The organism is Sporosarcina sp. USHLN248 (genome assembly GCF_037144575.1).
Lineage (GTDB): Bacteria > Bacillota > Bacilli > Bacillales_A > Planococcaceae > Sporosarcina > Sporosarcina contaminans.
Genome location: NZ_JBBCZC010000009.1, coordinates 1 through 15,588 on the forward strand (window position 1 = coordinate 1; position 15,588 = coordinate 15,588).

Genomic DNA, 15,588 nt, shown 5'->3' on the forward strand with positions numbered 1-15,588 from the left:
ACAATCTACTGAAAGTGGCCGGCATCCGCGAGCTACTTTCAGTATTGAATGAGAAAAATACAAGAACAGGTGGCGAAAAACGATTCGTTTTTCGCCACCTGTTCTATTTTAGGGACTTATTGGACAGCCCCTTTAATCATATTTTAAAATCCATTTTAATAATGCCTGCTTCACGTGCTGTATTGAACAGGATTACAATTAATGGGCCAATGAAAAAACCTAATACTCCAAATAGCTTTAACCCGATAAACATGCCGATAAGTGTAGGCAAAGGGGACAGACCAATTTGGTTGCCCATTACTTTCGGTTCTACTGTTCGGCGAATAATTAAAAGAATTGCTGCTAAAATGGCTAATTTTGTTCCCATAGCAATGTCGCCGCTAATAAATTGGTAAAGAGACCATGGAGCTAAAATGATGATGGACCCTAAAATTGGTATAACGTCTATAACCCATATGACAAATGACATGATGACTGCGTATTTCGGTGCGATAAACAGCAATCCAACGAAAGAGACAGCTAAAATAATGAAGCTGACTAACAATTGTGCTTTCATGAAACCGAAAAGGACAGAGTTCAATCTCGTCGTCATAAAGCGTACTCTTTCGGCTGTTTTCTCCGTCAAATGTCTATAGACCATTTTTTTGAGCTCTGGCAGTTCTAACATAAATAAAAATAGTGCAATTAAAAAAACGATTAAACTAACTAAAAAATTTGGAATTTCAGCAGCTAACGATAGTATTTTATTATAATCCAATAGATCAATTAACGATTCTTTCAAGGAATTTAATACGCCATCGATTTCTTTTTTTATCGTTTTTTCAACGTCTTCCGGCATGCCTGATGTGAAATGAAACATTTTACTTTGTATATCAATCCAAACGCCTGATAGCTTGTTTAAATAGTTTGGAGCATCTTTCGTAAATTGGATTAGTTTACCGATCAGTGATGTCGTTATATAGTATATTGAAACCGCCACGACGGCAAGCACAAAAATGAAGACCACAATGACGGAAAGTTTGCGCTTCCATTTGAATTTCGTTTCTGTCAATTTAACAAGAGGTTCAATTAGCATTGCAGTCAATAAAGCTAAAATGATAGGGATGGAAACTGGCAATATGAAGATCAGAATGAATAGAATAATGAGGATGCTAATAAAGATTAAAAAATTCCGTTTTGTAAGCCATCTTGACAAGATAAATTCCTCCAATATTTTCATTAATTTCATTATAACCAAATTAGGAAGAATTGAATAGAAAAACCGGAAAGCGTTTCGCTCTCCGGCCTTCTCCTCTACATGAATCATAGGCAGTAAGGAAATATTTAGCTGCCTACCATTGGTCAATCGTATTTATTGGTTTGAAAGATATGGTTTCAGATCTTCCATGACAGCTTGAAGCGTCTTTTCGCAATCTTTTACAAGGCTTTCTGGGAAGTTTTCATCTTCACCATACTCAACGCCGTGCGGATAATAATGTTTGCCGATTACAGGTTTTTTAAGATGGATAATTGCATCTCGTGCACCTACATCTCCATCCGGAGTGTATCCGAATACACGCAAGTAGTATGTACCATCCTTGATAACGTATTTCTTATCAAATGTTACTCTTTCGTAATCCCATTGTCCGGCAAGTATGAGATCATGTTTTGACATGATTTCTTTTAGCAAAGACAAGTCAGCGACTACTTCTTCAATGCCTGTATTCTCAATATACATAAGACAACGTCCTCCTTCATGTTTCATCCAGTCGTGTGGCTATACTTCCTTATAATAGAACAAATTGAGGATAGTTGCAATGACAACATTGTGTCAACAATTTCGTGATCTTTAGGGTTCGCTATTTAAAAATGGAATATATAGACGAAGTAAGTATAAAAGATGACTTTTTGTCTTTACTTTATGTAAGGTGGATATGTAGATTTAAGAGGGGAAGGTGGTCAGGACATTATGAAAGTATTATGGAAAATCGTTGTCTTAGTAGTGATCCTTCTATTTTTGTTTTATTTGATGGATAGTAGGGTGAAGGAAAATGAGCCGCTTGAATCTCCAGTCAAACAGGGGACAGCAATTCCTTCAGAACTTAAAGACGATTTTCAAACAACAGCTCCTGTGCGGCCTGAAAAAGGACTCTCGACATATGTAGGGAAAAAATCTGAGTCGGTCATTGCAGATTTAGGAGAGCCTGATCGGATTGAGCCTTCCGCTTATGGATACGATTGGTGGCAATATTCAAGTAATGGTTATCTATTAATCGGAGTTCAGGACGGAATAATCAATCAAGTATATAGCTCAAGTGAACATTCTGATATGTCTCCCTTTAAAATAGGACAAAACGTTGAGGAGATTTTCCGCTTTTCAATTATTGAATCGGAAGTGAATGTCCCAATCGGAGAAAATAGTTATTCATTCAGTTTGAATAGTGAAGATATGATGAATCGGATATTAATTAAGTACGAAGATCTATATGCCCAAATATATGTTGATGGCAAAGATCAGATCATTGAGGGCATACGGTTTTTAGACGCTGAAACACTTGTAGTCCATCAGCCGTATGCAATGGAGTATACAGGAGAAATGATTCCTATACAGCAGCCTTCGTCTACATTGCAAATGGAAGTAGATCGAAGTATGGAAAGACAAATTGTTGAGCTGACAAATGAGTATCGCGAACATCATGAAATCAGCAAGCTGCAAACGGATTATTGGCTTACATCAGTTGCACAAAACCATAGTAAAGACATGGCTCTTGAAAACTATTTTTCCCATGAATCACCATCCGCAGGAAATTTGTCTGAGCGATTGAAAGAGGCGAAAATTGAGCATAAGAAAGCGGGGGAAAATATAGCGTCCGAGTATGTCGATGCAATTGAAGCAGTACATGGATGGCTAAATTCCCCGGCTCACCGAGATGTATTATTAGAAGAAAGTTTTACTCATATCGGAACAGGTGCATACGGAAAGTTTTATACACAAGTGCTCATACGTGCCAATAAAGAAGAGCAAAATCAGTTTAATCAAGAAAGTTGAAGATAAAACATCTTTACCTATACGTATTAATGGATTGAATTCTTGTTACTTTTGCGATCTGTTACTGCTGGATAAATCCAAGTACCCTCTTCAAGTGTTGCGATTCCTCTTATATAAAGGGGAATCGCTTTTTGCATCGCATACAAAGCTGCTCTTTTTTGAATGATCGGTCGATCTGTTTCAAGTAGAGGCAGCAGTTCATTGATAGCCATGTCAGATAATTTAGTTGTATTCTCATTTGTTCGGGGGTCTCCCGTCATGACACCAGGAACATCTTTGAAAAACTCAACATGAGAAACCCGCAAAGCGGCACCAAGAGCAATAGCGGTCAAATCGCTGCCTCCTCGACCGATTGTCATCACTTGGCCATTTTCATTAATTCCTTGAAAGCCAGGAATGACAACGCATCCGGTTTGGGACAGTGAATCGGTAATCATTGCTGGATCGATATCGACGATCGTACCGTCTCCGAAATTCCCAGCTGTCCAAATGCCTGCTTGGATACCGTGCAAAACACGATTCGGTACACCCTCTTGCTCCAACTCCGCGGAAATCACAGCGGCTGCAATCAATTCTCCACATGATGCAGCAAGATCGCTCGCTGCTTTTGACGAAGAAAAAGCATCGGTCAATTGTAACAGGCTGTCAGTGGAGTAAGGATCACTGCCCCTCCCAATTGCAGAAACGACAACGATAACATTTTGATGTTCTTTCAAACCGTTTTTAATGTGTTCAATGCATAATTTTCTGCTTTGTTTATCTTTCATGGCCACGCCACCAAATTTTTGAACAATCATCATAACTCCCAACTTTCTTCGTGACGTTCGTTTCATCCTTTTCATACGATAAAGTATGGTTCGCTCTCAATATATTCGCATTTTGTGAAAATTGTTCGGGAAGGAGATGGGGCATCTGTTATTGGCAGAGATCGTTAAAGACTGGCCCTGTACGGTGAATGGGAATATCGGGGTTTCGATCAAAGGGATTACGGAGCACTCTTCGAACGTCAAGGAAGGATATTTATTTGTTGCGAGAAAAGGGAAAAAAGATGATGGTTTATTGCATATACAAGAAGCGCTTGAAAGAGGTGCTGCTGCGATTGTTACAGATCGATATGCGTATTGTGCAGGCCAGCGGGAGGAAGTTCCATTCGTCTTAGTGCCTGATAGTAGAAGGTTTTTATCCTATGCTTGTGCAAAAATGGCAGGCAATCCTTCAAAGCGGTTGACTGTCATTGCAGTGACAGGCACGAATGGCAAGACAACTGTAACGCATTTTATTGGTCAATTATTATTAGCATTAGGAGTGAGAGTAGCAGTTCTCGGCACTACAGGTATTTTCGTTAATGGTGTAAAGTGGAAAATAGATGTGCCAGAAATGACGACATTGCCGCCTGAGTATCTCCATCCTTTATTGAAAAGATGTGAAGATGAGGGAATAACTCATATTGTAATGGAAGCATCTTCATTGGGGCTTTCGACATTACGTTTAGAGCATTGCGACATCGATATTGGAGTGTTTTTAAATTTAGGAATCGATCATTACGAAGAGCATGGTGGGAAATTGGCTTATTTTATGGCGAAGAAAAAATTATCCACCATGGCTGATCAATTAGTCGTCAATATGGACGATAGCAATTGTATAGCGATGGTAAATGATGCAACTGCGGAAATATACTACTTTAATGAGTTTATGGTGGCAAATGAGTGGGTTCCAGATATTCAGTTTTCAGGGGCTGTATTAGGTCGGCATAATAAGATGAATGCGATGGCGGCTATTAGTGTTGTGCGGTTAATGGGCTATTCATTATCCGAATTACTACCTTTCTGTCAAACGCTCGTTTTGCCGGCTGGACGGCTTCAAAGAATGGAAATTGGAGGGACCGCAGTTTATATTGATTATGCTCATACGCCAGACGCTCTTGAAGCTGTGCTTGAAGCATTGCGGACAGAATGGAAAGGAGGGCTGATCACTGTATTTGGATGCGGAGGAGATCGAGATCGGGGGAAAAGGCCGAAAATGGGGCAAATAGCTGGAAAGTATTCTTCATCGGTCATTATTACCTCCGATAACCCACGATCAGAAGATCCTCTTGACATAATGGATGAAATACAATTAGGCATTGATTCGGCCCGTGGAGTACAAATTGAAATGGAACCTGACCGGAAAGAGGCGATTCGGAAGGCGATTTTTCAGGCTCGAGAAGGAGATGTTATTCTAATAGCGGGGAAAGGTCATGAGGAGACGCAGCAAACTGCATTCGGAATTACTTCTTTCTCGGATTATAGAGTTGCAATGGATGCTTTGCTTGACAAAAATAAAATTCAACCAATTGAATGATACAGAATGGGTGCGCACCTTCCGATTTATTTGTTATGATAAGAATGAATGGAGGGAAAGCCCTATGATGATGACGGATGAATGGATATCCATCATTGAGGAAGCGGAAGCGCTCTCCGATATGTTACTTTCTTCGGAAATTGTGGCCGATTATAGAAGGGCGAATCATGCTGTCTATGCCGATAAAGAATTGGCAAACAAAATCTCCGAATTTAATAACATGAAAGAGCGCTATGAGGAAGTACAACGCTTCGGGAGATATCATCCCGATTATAATACAGTTATGAAATCGATCCGACTTCTAAAAAGGGAGATCGATATGATCGAACAAGTGGCCGCATTGCGGTTAGCGGAAAATGATGTGCAAGATTTACTTACGGAAATCAGTGCCATTATTGCCCGTTCCGTTTCGGAATCCGTAAAAGTCCCGAATAGCAATGGTTTCTTCGCAGATTCATCTTGTGGTGGCGGCTGTGGATCCGGGGGCAGCTGTTCTTGTTCTGCTTAAGCGTTATACTTCTATAACGTACAAAAACCGATTGAAGGCATCTCCTTTCAATCGGTTTTCTTTTGGCTATGCATCCCGCAACAATATGTATGCGGGGCGGTATTCAATTTTCTGCTTGATGCTGAATAATCGTTAAGGCTACTGATGGTGTTTCGGAAATAAAACCTGCTGCCCCGGCCTTTAACAGTTTTTCTATTTTGTCTTCCTGATTGACATCCTCATAATAAATTGGAATATTGACGTTATGGAGGAAGTTAATGAATCCTTCCGTATTAAGAGGGAATATCCCCATCTTTTCAGACACATTGAAAACGTCTGCCTTTGGATTGTACAAATGTCCAAACTTGCTTGTAAAAGCGGCATATGCTTTTTTTACTTCATCGTTCCCGGCACCGATCGCTACTTTGTTTTGTGCGTATAAATTAAAGCGATCCGTCTGCTCATCGAATGTGCTCATGACGATGACACGATCTTGCGTGTTCGTTTCTTCGATCAACCGCCACAATTTGGAAGGCATTAAACTCCCTTCATACGTATCCGGTGAATCTTTCAAGTTTACTGCGATTAACAGCTGGGGGAAGGCATTGACTAGTTCTTGCAATGTTACAATCTTTTCCCCTTTTCCTCGAAATGGATAATCTCCTTCTTCATTCATATACATGTAACCCGCATCCGCTTTTCGCAGTTCATCCAATGTGTAATCCGAAATTTTTCCGGAGAAATCAGTTGTCCGATCCGCCGTTTCATCGTGGAAGATAATGATCTCTTCATCTTTTGTCAATCGAATATCTACTACGAACCCATGCACCCCTAATTCGGCAGATTTTTTGAAAGCTGCCATTGTGTGTTCGGGCGCTCCTTCTGTTCCTCCGCGCTTCGCCAAAATAATTGGCTGGCTAAATTGCAAGGCGGTTTTATCGGGTCGCGGTTTCGGCTTTGCGACAACTTTGGATGCGGCCCATGCGGCAACACCAGCTGCGCCTACCGTAAGAGCCACCTTTGTTTTCCTTCCCATTTCCGGATCCTCCTATTCTATCATTCGTTCGAATCTAACCTCATTATAGGTGAAAAAGATAGCGCTGTCAGCAATGTTCGGTTGCGACTCTTTTCCTACCTATGGTATTGTATGGGGTAGGAAAAGAGGCGAAGAACATGATTGATCGACAAGGGATAATCGTTTATCTCCATCATTTAAAGCAGGCCAAATCATTACGTAAATTTGGGCATGTCCACTATATTTCAAGAAAGATGAAATATGTAGTCCTTTATTGCGATCAGGCAGAAGTGGAAGAAGTGATGCGTAAAATCGAGCGTCTGCCTTCTGTAAAAAAAGTTGTGCCTTCATACCGTCCATTTGTGAAAACGGAATATGAGAATGCTAAGCCGGATAAAGCGAAAGAATACGACTATAAAATCGGTCTGTAAATTATTCAGCGATCATTGCAGCGGAGGGAGCAAATGATTCAGGCGAAGTATGCCGATGATGTATTGATAAAATAATTTAACATCCGCAAACTCTGTTGAGTGTTTCAATGGGATGATAACCGGGTTTGATCCGCAATGAAGAGCGGCTTCTTCAAACAGCCGTCTCCGAGCCGGCACAGCATCCCCTTTTTGTTGGATGCCTTCTCTGCAAATATAAATGGGCATAAATTTACTTTCTCCAGCGGGACGGAAAGCGGCTGCCAATGAGAGGAACTGCCCGCTTTCGTTTTCATGAGTGAAGATGAACGTGCGATGTAAACGCGGTTGATTTGTAGTAATTAGTTCAATTAATTCATAGACGTCTCCATATCCTCCGCCTAATTCAATAAAAGTTTGCTGTAGCATGGATACACTGCCTTTCGTATTTTTAAAAGTTGAATGCGATAACGCAATCATCACGCTTTTTGTTCAATAGAAAGCGTTTGTTATAGGAATCATACCATTGTACATAATAACTATCATCTATCAAAGCGCATCGAGGTGCAGAAAATGAAATTTGCAATAAGGACAATCGTCCTTTTATTAGTAATCAATGTCGTATTAGTATATATGCAATATATCCAAATGGCAGATGCGTGGGATGCTCAGGAGAGTAAGGAGCATGAAGTATATAGCCAAGAGATAGAAGTAATCAATCGAGAACACTCTTTGGTCGTTCGGCATACATTTGAAAATTTAGGCCCGGAGCGGGCAGAAATCATTTGGCCAAAAGATAGTGTGAACCGTAAATGCGATACAGAGAATTATGCTTCCTGTTCAAGGCTGAATGAAAGTTTAATCGCTTTTTCCAAAGGGGAAGAGGAGACTCAATCTATTACATACGAAATCCCGAAAAAAGCAGCGAACAAGGATACGATGTTTTTTCAAGAGCCATTTGCAGCGATTCGGAATGCACTGCCTGAAACGACAACAATGCACTTGACAGATGAAACAAACTCTGGCGGCATTTGGATTAGCGGATTAAATTGGATCGGCACTAAGCAGATGGAAATGATTGAGTACTCATTATACAAGGGAGATGGACAAATAACCGATCTTTATTGGCAAAAAGAAGTATTGCCAATTGCTTATAAAGGCAATGCGTTAACTGTCTATGGACAAAACCTTGACGGAGAAAGTTATGAAGGCATCGACCAACTGCTCACTTCTTTCAACGTCCCGAATTTAACTGTTGTTCAAAGAAATAGAGCAAAGGATTTGCACTCGGATCGATTTGTTATTACAGGACAGCCACCTCAGGAGAATGAAACACCTTTGCTGAAAAAAGCGATCCGTTTCCGCTATACAATACCTGAAAATGAAATACTTACTGGAGAAATCGCAGCTTCCATTCTTAACGGTTCTCCTGTAGGCACTGAAAAAACAAAGAAACTGTTTACCGATTTAACTGCCGGAATGACGGATGAAGAAATGGTCTCGTTACGTGAGTCATTGCAAAGCAAACCGATGGGCGCTCGCTTACATGCCGCAATGTTAGATGAAGCAATCGGTAAAGTAGCTGATATGAACACATCTTTTATCCGCAACAATTTACAAGGGTCATTTCCATTTCTATTTGAAGATCCTCGCCAGATAATTGTCGGCGGAGAGCCGAAAGATAATATTGCTTCCATTCTAAAAGATGGAAAGAAATACTATCCAGCGAAGGAGCTCTTTGCACAATTCGGATATGACGTAACGTCCAATGACAGGTCATTATACGTGCAAAACGACGATGAAATGTATCGGTTTTCATTACGAGACCCATTTTATGTTCATGAAGATAAAAAACATACAGTCACTTCAATGCCTTACGAAAAAATCGGCGGACGCTATTATTTTGAAGAAAATGCTTTAAGGCGCATATTCCATTTAATCGTGCAAGAAAAACAGGATTCGATCGTCATTGAACAAACAGTGATCTAAGGAGTGGGAATTTTTGAGAGTTGTTTCAGGAAGCCGGAAAGGTACACAGTTAAAATCGTTGACAGGCAATTCGACGAGACCTACATCGGATAAAGTGAAAGAATCGATTTTCAATATGATCGGCCCTTATTTCGATGGGGGAGTTGTCGTAGAATTATTTGGCGGTAGCGGCTCCCTCTCAATCGAAGCTTTATCTCGCGGTATGGATACTGCTTATATTTTTGAAAAAAACAATAAGGCATGTGCCATTATTAAAGAAAACATCGAGAAATGCAGATTTACAGAATTTGTACATATTTTTCGGAATGACGCAAAGCATGCCGTGAAAACATTGCAAGCATCGTCCGTTGCGATTGATTTGCTTTTCGTTGATCCGCCATATGCAAAAACGGAATACTACAACTTTGTTATGGAAATGTACGAAGCCGGATTGTTGAATGACAATGCAATCATTGTCTGTGAGCATGATAAGCAATTAACCTTGCCGGAAAGTTATGGACCGTTCATAAAAGAAAAGAACCCAGTTTACGGGAGCAGTGCAATATCCATCTATATGAAATGAGGTTGCAATATGTCTAAAATTGCAGTAGTACCAGGAAGTTTTGATCCAATTACGAATGGCCATCTCGATATTATCGAAAGGGCGGCTAAAGTGTTTACTGAAGTTCGTGTGGCGGTTATGAACAATTCATCCAAGAATCCATTATTTACTGTAGAAGAGCGAATTGAGCTAATCCGAGAGGTGACCGCAAAGTTCGGAAATGTGCAAGTTGAATCATCATCCGGTTTGTTAATGGATTATGCCCATAAAGTAGGTGCGTCAGCTATTGTTCGTGGGCTAAGGGCTGTTTCTGATTTTGAATATGAGATGCAAATCACATCAATGAACCGTATGTTAGACGAGAGCATTGAAACATTTTTCGTCATGACGAACAATCAATATTCTTTTTTAAGTTCAAGCATTGTAAAAGAAGTTGCTCAATACGGAGGAGATATTTCAGCGCTTGTTCCTCCTGTCGTACAGCATGCTTTAAATGACAAATTCAACAAAAAATAAAAAGTAGAAGGCTGTCCGGAAAAGCTGTAATATTCCTGATAGCCTTTTTACATGAACAGATAAAGAATAGCAGGAACGGCGACTACGCTCCATATCCGGCTGAAGACATAAGGCATGAGCGGCGTATTTACGGATTTAGCAATAACAAATACTTGCAAATGAATACTTAATCCGTTCAGAGAGATAATAGAAGCGATAAGATAAGGGAATATCGGGTAATTGTAAAAATGATCCGTTGCCGATTGGACTCCTGAAGTCATTTCGAAAATGGAGAGAACAATTGTTTTTGCGATTCCTAAGTCGACGGTGAATGCAGTTGAAGCAGCGGTTGTTAGTACATTTCCTAAGGATGAAAAAAATATGACAGTCGTAGCTACTAAAATAATGACGCCGGAACTTTCTTTAATTGCTTCTAACAAAGGGGCACTTTTCGTTTTCTTTTCCAAGTCAATGTTTTTTTGATCGCGTTTTCCTTTATTGTTTTTTAATAACAATAGAGTGAGGCAAAAGAATAGCAAGTTTGCAATATGGATGGCGAGTAGCAATTTCCAGCCTGATAACGGATTGTCAAACAATTCAGTACCGACGAATCCTAAGATAAACATAGGCCCGGGAGCATGACAAGCCGCTAAAAGAAGGCCGCTTTCCCGGCGAGATAATTCACCGTTTTTCACCATTTCCGTAATGGTAACTGCTCCGACTGGAAAACCGCCGAAAGAGCCCAATACATAGGCTTTTGAATAGCGTTTCCATCTTTTTGCCGTTGGATTTCTTACAGGCATTTTCAGTAGCCATTGGGTCAGAATGATATATGGTAGCAAATATGGCAATAACGCATGTAAAAATAAATAGGCACCAGCTTCAGCTCCATCATGTGCAACGCCAGGCTGTAATATGAATAATATGATCATGCCCCAAATAATGATTAAATTGACCATGGAACTTTCACAAGCATGAAGGCTGCTAAGGTATTCATGCATAGACTCCCTTCAACAATTGTTTCGATAACAGGAAAATCCTTTATTACATTTTTTTCTGATGGTACACTATTAAAAGTGATTAGGTTAATTGTGGAAAAGCACATATTTGGCACATCAATGGTATGCTGCGATCGGTCAATCGATCTTTACGCCTCCGCTTTTCTATTGCCCACTTATATATATGTTCAGACAGTACAGGCTATTAATGGAGGTGTATGAAAATGAAAATGAAAAGACTTGGACTCATTGTTGCTATGCTTGTCATCGCATCTTTTTTATTTCTTTATCCGCTAAATTACTACATATCAAAACCTGGCGGAGCATACGATTTAGCGCCAATTGTAGAAGTTGTTGGTGGAGATCAAGACGATGAAGGAACATTCAGCTTAATGACGATAGCGATTACAAAAGCAACACCTTTCTCTTATGCGCTATCCAAATTTTCCGATCGGATGAAAGTTTTACCGATCAATAAAGTGCGGAGGGAAGGTGAGAATGAGAAAGAATATAATATCCGTCAATTAAAGATGATGTCCGATTCTCAATTCAACGCGATTACAGTCGCTTTTGAAAAAGCGGGCATTCCAGTAGATGTTCGATATGATGGAGTATTTGTCGTAAGAGTGCTTCCAGAAGGAGCGGCAGATGGAAAGTTGGAAGCGGGCGATAAAATTAGGAAGATAGACGGGTCTCCCCTCAATGAGCAAGGGCAATTCGCTTCACTCATTGCAACCAAAAATATTGGCGATATCGTTGATTTAACAGTTGAAAGAGAAGGAGACACGATTGAAGTCCCTATTCAATTAGCTGAACTGCCGAACTCAAATGGCAGGCCAGGGTTAGGTATTGAATTTCAGGAAGATCGCGAGTTAAAGACCGACCCGGAAGTGAAATTCCAAACTGCCGAAATCGGAGGTCCTTCTGCGGGACTCATGTTTACGCTTGAAATTATGGATCAGCTTTTAGATGAAGATTTGACGAGAGGCTATAACATAGCTGGTACTGGCGAAATGTTGCCAGACGGAACGGTTGGTCGTATCGGTGGAGCGGATTTCAAAGTGATGGCTGCTGATAAGCAAGGGATTGAAATCTTTTTCGCGCCGGATGATGAATTAACAGATGAAATTAAAAAATTGAATCCAGGCATTATGAGCAACTATGAAGAAGCGGTAAAGGCGGGAGAGAAAATAGGCACGAAGATGAAAATCGTGCCAGTGAAGACAGTGGATGATGCGCTGAATTATTTACGTCAATTGGAAGAAAAATAATTTATTTAGCTATGATCGGAGGGGATGAATAGTCCTTTCCGATTTCTATATGACCTTTGTTGTTAGCTGTGCCAATTGCATAAATATCAGAAGCAGTGCAGTCCATTTGAAGAGAAGGGTCTTTTATAGCTGCGACTTTACTAACGACTGGCAAAGAAAAATTCTTTTTTTGCTCATGTAAATAAGAACGCCCTTTTTGGCTCATACCTAAAAGGCGTAAATAAGATGGCATCTCCATTTGCTCTCTCATTTCATATGTGAATCCGTTTAAAATGTGGACCAGCATTCGTTGTATGCGTGTCCACGTATATCGTTTTGATTTTACTGTTGACATGAAATCCTCAAACGTATCGCTTTTTTGTGCAGCCTTAAAAAACAAGTTTTCAATTCCTTCGGTCACATCTGCGATTGAACGCAAACGTTCAGGGCCATCTCTTAGAATGATGAAGCGCAGCTGCGGATAGAAGGTTTGCCAGCTACCAAATGATTTTCCTGTCGTTTGCCAACGCTCCAATAGGTTATTTGTAATGGGGGGGATGAAGCCTGTAACCTTACTTAGTGCTGCTGTTTCAAAAAATGATTTCCGGATGCCAGTTGCGCTTGCGATGCGTTTGCCTTCTTCAGCGTCATCGTGGTAATTGGCTCCCATTCTTTTAATTGTCACAGCTTTCATATTAGAACGAATGTCTTCGGCAGCTTTCATGTAGTGAAAGCCTAAAATATTATTCGGCTTCGATAAATCGGCAAGTTTCACATTCGCTTTTGTATCATTGCTCACAGCTGCATAAGCTTCGTTTAAGGCTTTTGGATAGCTTATGCCTGCAGCTACCGCTTGTTTTACTGCTGCTTCGTATTGTTCTTCGGTTTCTGATAGCAACGTCAGGCTGTTCGTAAATGCATCGATGCTTCCTTCTTCGCTGCCGAAGCAAAATGCATCGCAACCCGCAGCTTGCAGCAATTGGACAGCTCCTTTGGCGAATAAAGGGGCATGAGCTGTCGCAAACCGATAAGGCAATTCAAAAACGATATCGACATTTGAAGACAATGCCATTTGCGCCCTTGCCCATTTATCGACAAATGCAGGTTCTCCCCTTTGTAGGAAATTGCCGCTCATTACGGCGATGACAAGATCGGCTTCGGTTGTAATTTTTGCCTGTTCAGCATGATATACGTGGCCGTTATGTAAAGGGTTATATTCGACAATGATCCCTGTAGCTTTCAATTTCATCACCCCTTCGTTATAATGTAGTTTAATTATAAGTTAGCACCGTTTGGGTGACAAGAAAATATCTTGACATCCCTTTTTAACCATTATATAATCAACAGTGTTGTCTTGAGGTGATGTAGACATGAAATGGTCCATTCATCAATTACAGAAATACAGACAAGGTGCGATGCCGCTTGACGAAGTGGTCGACCTTGCCGCCGTTAAAAAACGGAATCCGGAAATCCGGGATATTCAGCCTGTTCATGTTACTGGCAGTTGTGTCATTGGCTCCAAAAAATTGACTTGTCATTTTCGATTGGAAGGGAAGATGGTATTACCGTGTTCAAGGACATGGGAAGACGTCGACTATCCTTTTGTAATTGAAACCGATGAGCAATTCAGTTGGGACGAGACAATCCTATCGGCGGATGATACGATTCATCCTGTCATTGGGGAAGTCGTAGATCCAACGCCTGTTTTTGAAGAACTTATTCTTTTAGAAGTGCCTTTGCAAGTTTTTAGCGAAAAAGCGAAAGAAATGACTAAGGCAGAAGGTAAGGGCTGGTCCTACACGACTGATGAGGAATATAATGCACAGCAGCAAGAGAAGGGTCTGAAAGTGGATCCGCGGCTTTCAAAGTTAGCGAACTTTTTTGATTCTGACAAGGAATAGGTAATTATAAGGAGGTGCCCCAAATGGCAGTACCAAAAAGAAGAACTTCTAAAACATCAAAAAGACTTCGCCGTACGCATTTTAAATTACAAGTACCTGGTATGACAACTTGTGAAAACTGCGGCGAAATGAAATTGGCACACCGCGTTTGCAAATCTTGCGGTCATTACAAAGGAAAAGACGTTGTAGGCGAATAATCAAGATTCGGCTATAAATGAAGACCACTTAGAGACCATGGCTCTGGTGGTCTTTTTTACATACAATCCGTTGGGGAGGGGTTATTATGGTATATAAAATTGAAATTAAACACCAGATTGCTATTTTCACAATTGATCGGCCAGAAATGAGAAATGCGATTAATAATGAGGTCATGGAAGGCTTAGAGTCATTTTTGGATCAAATCGAACATGACAAAGAAGTTGCATTTGCTGTCATTACTGGAACAGGGAATAAAGCATTTTGTTCTGGCGGAGATTTATCGGAGTTTCATAGTTTCATGACTGCTCAAGAGGCATTGCCGATGCTAAGTAGGATGACGGGTCTTTTATATCGTATTGCAACGCTTCCAATGCCTGTTATCGCTCTTTTGAACGGGACAGCAGTCGGAGGGGGCTGTGAAATTGCAACAGCTTGTGATTACCGTGTCGTTTCTTCTACCGCTCGTGCAGGTTTCATTCAAGGAACGTTGAATATTACGAGTGGTTGGGGTGGTAGTACACTGCTATTAGAGAAAATGGGGAGACAAGATGTTTTCATGCGATTTTTATCTGAGGCGAAAATATATAATGCTCAAGAGCTTGAGTTGATCGGTTGGGCGACGCACATCTATGAAGGGGATATACAAGACGGGCTGCAGCATTTCCTTGCCGACATGAAGCACATTCATCCATCGGTTCATAGGGCATATAAAAAAGTTGCGATCCGGAGCTATGAAATCACGGATTTAAAAAGCAGAATGATGGAGGAAGCTGAACAATGCGCGATTCTTTGGGAGAGCGAAGCGCATCATCAAGCTGTCGCTTCATTTCTATCTAAAAAAAATAGATAGTACTACAACGACTATTAAAGTAATTCAGATAAATAGTTGAAAACGGTTTCATATATCGTATACACTATAAGTGGGTGGGAGTTCACTTT

General features: G+C 40.6%; 18 protein-coding genes. 11 read left to right on the forward strand and 7 right to left on the reverse strand.

Going from position 1 to position 15,588, the window contains the following annotated elements; genetic code table 11:
- Window positions 1–136: 136 nt before the first annotated feature.
- Both ytvI and WFH04_RS05175 read right to left on the reverse strand, forming a co-directional pair.
- A complete protein-coding gene (ytvI, locus tag WFH04_RS05170) occupies window positions 137–1,195 on the reverse strand; it encodes a sporulation integral membrane protein YtvI (RefSeq protein ID WP_336823002.1) in 1,059 nt (352 codons plus the stop codon).
- Between the two features lie 156 nt (window positions 1,196–1,351).
- Entirely contained in the window at window positions 1,352–1,717 is a 366-nt protein-coding gene (locus WFH04_RS05175; protein ID WP_336823003.1) for a YugN family protein, read from the reverse strand.
- Window positions 1,718–1,948: 231 nt separating this feature from the next.
- Here WFH04_RS05175 and WFH04_RS05180 point away from each other — a divergent pair, with 231 nt between their 5' ends.
- Entirely contained in the window at window positions 1,949–3,028 is a 1,080-nt protein-coding gene (locus WFH04_RS05180) for a CAP domain-containing protein (protein WP_336823004.1), read from the forward strand.
- Between the two features lie 26 nt (window positions 3,029–3,054).
- On the opposite strand, the gene WFH04_RS05185 is transcribed toward WFH04_RS05180, so the two are convergent.
- On the reverse strand, window positions 3,055–3,870 hold the full coding sequence (locus WFH04_RS05185) for an amino acid kinase family protein (protein ID WP_336823005.1): 816 nt from the start codon (window positions 3,868–3,870) through the stop codon (window positions 3,055–3,057).
- A gap of 76 nt (window positions 3,871–3,946) precedes the next feature.
- Here WFH04_RS05185 and WFH04_RS05190 point away from each other — a divergent pair, with 76 nt between their 5' ends.
- On the forward strand, window positions 3,947–5,368 hold the full coding sequence (locus tag WFH04_RS05190; RefSeq protein ID WP_336823006.1) for a UDP-N-acetylmuramoyl-L-alanyl-D-glutamate--2,6-diaminopimelate ligase: 1,422 nt from the start codon (window positions 3,947–3,949) through the stop codon (window positions 5,366–5,368).
- A gap of 64 nt (window positions 5,369–5,432) precedes the next feature.
- Window positions 5,433–5,876, forward strand: a complete 444-nt coding sequence (locus tag WFH04_RS05195; protein ID WP_336823083.1) for a YlbF/YmcA family competence regulator — start codon at window positions 5,433–5,435, stop codon at window positions 5,874–5,876.
- Between the two features lie 103 nt (window positions 5,877–5,979).
- Here WFH04_RS05195 and WFH04_RS05200 read toward each other — a convergent pair whose 3' ends face one another.
- Complete coding sequence (locus tag WFH04_RS05200) at window positions 5,980–6,891, reverse strand: glycerophosphodiester phosphodiesterase family protein (RefSeq protein WP_336823007.1); 912 nt, start codon at window positions 6,889–6,891, stop codon at window positions 5,980–5,982.
- Between the two features lie 137 nt (window positions 6,892–7,028).
- On the opposite strand from WFH04_RS05200, the gene WFH04_RS05205 reads away from it, so the two are divergent.
- A complete protein-coding gene (locus tag WFH04_RS05205) occupies window positions 7,029–7,301 on the forward strand; it encodes a YlbG family protein (RefSeq protein ID WP_336823008.1) in 273 nt (90 codons plus the stop codon).
- A gap of 12 nt (window positions 7,302–7,313) precedes the next feature.
- Here WFH04_RS05205 and WFH04_RS05210 read toward each other — a convergent pair whose 3' ends face one another.
- Window positions 7,314–7,706, reverse strand: coding sequence for a DUF7147 family protein (locus tag WFH04_RS05210; RefSeq protein ID WP_336823009.1), 393 nt, complete (start codon window positions 7,704–7,706; stop codon window positions 7,314–7,316).
- 144 nt (window positions 7,707–7,850) lie between these two features.
- On the opposite strand from WFH04_RS05210, the gene WFH04_RS05215 reads away from it, so the two are divergent.
- The 3 genes from WFH04_RS05215 to coaD are packed head-to-tail and all read left to right on the forward strand — an operon-like array spanning window position 7,851 to window position 10,323.
- Window positions 7,851–9,266, forward strand: coding sequence for a hypothetical protein (locus WFH04_RS05215; RefSeq protein ID WP_336823010.1), 1,416 nt, complete (start codon window positions 7,851–7,853; stop codon window positions 9,264–9,266).
- A gap of 13 nt (window positions 9,267–9,279) precedes the next feature.
- Window positions 9,280–9,828 (forward strand): 16S rRNA (guanine(966)-N(2))-methyltransferase RsmD, encoded by a 549-nt coding sequence (rsmD, locus tag WFH04_RS05220; protein ID WP_336823011.1) that lies wholly within the window; start codon window positions 9,280–9,282, stop codon window positions 9,826–9,828.
- 9 nt (window positions 9,829–9,837) lie between these two features.
- The gene (gene coaD, locus WFH04_RS05225; RefSeq protein ID WP_336823012.1) at window positions 9,838–10,323 is read left to right on the forward strand and encodes a pantetheine-phosphate adenylyltransferase; all 486 of its coding nucleotides are present in this window, start codon (window positions 9,838–9,840) and stop codon (window positions 10,321–10,323) included.
- A gap of 47 nt (window positions 10,324–10,370) precedes the next feature.
- Here coaD and WFH04_RS05230 read toward each other — a convergent pair whose 3' ends face one another.
- The gene (locus tag WFH04_RS05230) at window positions 10,371–11,303 is read right to left on the reverse strand and encodes a hypothetical protein (RefSeq protein WP_336823013.1); all 933 of its coding nucleotides are present in this window, start codon (window positions 11,301–11,303) and stop codon (window positions 10,371–10,373) included.
- Window positions 11,304–11,524: 221 nt separating this feature from the next.
- On the opposite strand from WFH04_RS05230, the gene WFH04_RS05235 reads away from it, so the two are divergent.
- On the forward strand, window positions 11,525–12,571 hold the full coding sequence (locus WFH04_RS05235; RefSeq protein ID WP_336823014.1) for a SepM family pheromone-processing serine protease: 1,047 nt from the start codon (window positions 11,525–11,527) through the stop codon (window positions 12,569–12,571).
- Window position 12,572: 1 nt separating this feature from the next.
- Here the strand turns inward: WFH04_RS05235 and WFH04_RS05240 are convergent, their stop codons facing one another.
- Window positions 12,573–13,799: a nucleotidyltransferase gene (locus WFH04_RS05240; protein WP_336823015.1), complete on the reverse strand. Its 1,227-nt coding sequence runs from the start codon at window positions 13,797–13,799 to the stop codon at window positions 12,573–12,575.
- Between the two features lie 121 nt (window positions 13,800–13,920).
- Here WFH04_RS05240 and WFH04_RS05245 point away from each other — a divergent pair, with 121 nt between their 5' ends.
- The 3 genes from WFH04_RS05245 (at window position 13,921) to WFH04_RS05255 (ending at window position 15,499) form a co-directional block, all read left to right on the forward strand.
- On the forward strand, window positions 13,921–14,451 hold the full coding sequence (locus tag WFH04_RS05245; RefSeq protein WP_336823016.1) for a YceD family protein: 531 nt from the start codon (window positions 13,921–13,923) through the stop codon (window positions 14,449–14,451).
- A 23-nt stretch (window positions 14,452–14,474) separates the two neighbouring features.
- Complete coding sequence (gene rpmF / locus WFH04_RS05250; protein ID WP_336823017.1) at window positions 14,475–14,648, forward strand: 50S ribosomal protein L32; 174 nt, start codon at window positions 14,475–14,477, stop codon at window positions 14,646–14,648.
- An 86-nt stretch (window positions 14,649–14,734) separates the two neighbouring features.
- Complete coding sequence (locus tag WFH04_RS05255; RefSeq protein ID WP_336823018.1) at window positions 14,735–15,499, forward strand: enoyl-CoA hydratase/isomerase family protein; 765 nt, start codon at window positions 14,735–14,737, stop codon at window positions 15,497–15,499.
- The last annotated feature ends 89 nt before the right edge of the window (window positions 15,500–15,588 follow it).

Bases quoted from the DNA above. Each gene is read 5' to 3' on its own strand.
- WFH04_RS05175 (WP_336823003.1), bottom strand. From the start codon at position 1,717: ATGTATATTGAGAATACAGGCATTGAAGAAGTAGTCGCTGACTTGTCT.
- WFH04_RS05180 (WP_336823004.1), top strand. From the start codon at position 1,949: ATGAAAGTATTATGGAAAATCGTTGTCTTAGTAGTGATCCTTCTATTT.
- WFH04_RS05185 (WP_336823005.1), bottom strand. From the start codon at position 3,870: ATGAAAAGGATGAAACGAACGTCACGAAGAAAGTTGGGAGTTATGATG.
- WFH04_RS05195 (WP_336823083.1), top strand. From the start codon at position 5,433: ATGATGATGACGGATGAATGGATATCCATCATTGAGGAAGCGGAAGCG.
- WFH04_RS05200 (WP_336823007.1), bottom strand. From the start codon at position 6,891: ATGGGAAGGAAAACAAAGGTGGCTCTTACGGTAGGCGCAGCTGGTGTT.
- WFH04_RS05205 (WP_336823008.1), top strand. From the start codon at position 7,029: ATGATTGATCGACAAGGGATAATCGTTTATCTCCATCATTTAAAGCAG.
- WFH04_RS05210 (WP_336823009.1), bottom strand. From the start codon at position 7,706: ATGCTACAGCAAACTTTTATTGAATTAGGCGGAGGATATGGAGACGTC.
- WFH04_RS05215 (WP_336823010.1), top strand. From the start codon at position 7,851: ATGAAATTTGCAATAAGGACAATCGTCCTTTTATTAGTAATCAATGTC.
- coaD (WP_336823012.1), top strand. From the start codon at position 9,838: ATGTCTAAAATTGCAGTAGTACCAGGAAGTTTTGATCCAATTACGAAT.
- WFH04_RS05230 (WP_336823013.1), bottom strand. From the start codon at position 11,303: ATGCATGAATACCTTAGCAGCCTTCATGCTTGTGAAAGTTCCATGGTC.
- WFH04_RS05235 (WP_336823014.1), top strand. From the start codon at position 11,525: ATGAAAATGAAAAGACTTGGACTCATTGTTGCTATGCTTGTCATCGCA.
- WFH04_RS05240 (WP_336823015.1), bottom strand. From the start codon at position 13,799: ATGAAATTGAAAGCTACAGGGATCATTGTCGAATATAACCCTTTACAT.
- WFH04_RS05245 (WP_336823016.1), top strand. From the start codon at position 13,921: ATGAAATGGTCCATTCATCAATTACAGAAATACAGACAAGGTGCGATG.
- rpmF (WP_336823017.1), top strand. From the start codon at position 14,475: ATGGCAGTACCAAAAAGAAGAACTTCTAAAACATCAAAAAGACTTCGC.
- WFH04_RS05255 (WP_336823018.1), top strand. From the start codon at position 14,735: ATGGTATATAAAATTGAAATTAAACACCAGATTGCTATTTTCACAATT.